This window comes from Pseudomonas sp. SIMBA_041, assembly GCF_046535095.1.
Classification (GTDB): domain Bacteria; phylum Pseudomonadota; class Gammaproteobacteria; order Pseudomonadales; family Pseudomonadaceae; genus Aquipseudomonas; species Aquipseudomonas mucoides.
Map to the genome: position 1 here is coordinate 1 of NZ_JAWRXJ010000585.1, position 255 is coordinate 255.

General features: G+C 33.7%; 1 pseudogene. It reads right to left on the reverse strand.

The features are described 5' to 3' along the window. Window positions 1-24: 24 nt before the first annotated feature. A pseudogene (locus SB725_RS32465) lies at window positions 25-255 on the reverse strand (hypothetical protein); the annotation flags it as partial.

Sequence of the window (255 nt, forward strand, 5' to 3'; positions counted from 1 at the left end):
TCTTTAACATGGTTGCTCCTCATATTATGGATTAAAGTGATCGGTAGAAAAACTAGGAGTTATATCTTTATAGATTTCACGAGCAACAGCTAAGTCTAGAACACCCATTCCAAAAGGAGAAAATATTCTTGGTTTGTTATATTTTATTTCTATAGTTTCCTTTATAAGACCCTCTGCACCAGAAACCATAAAGTTCCTATTTCCTGTTTCCATTTCGGTAAGGTGTAAAGAAGATCCTGCTTTAATACTATGATC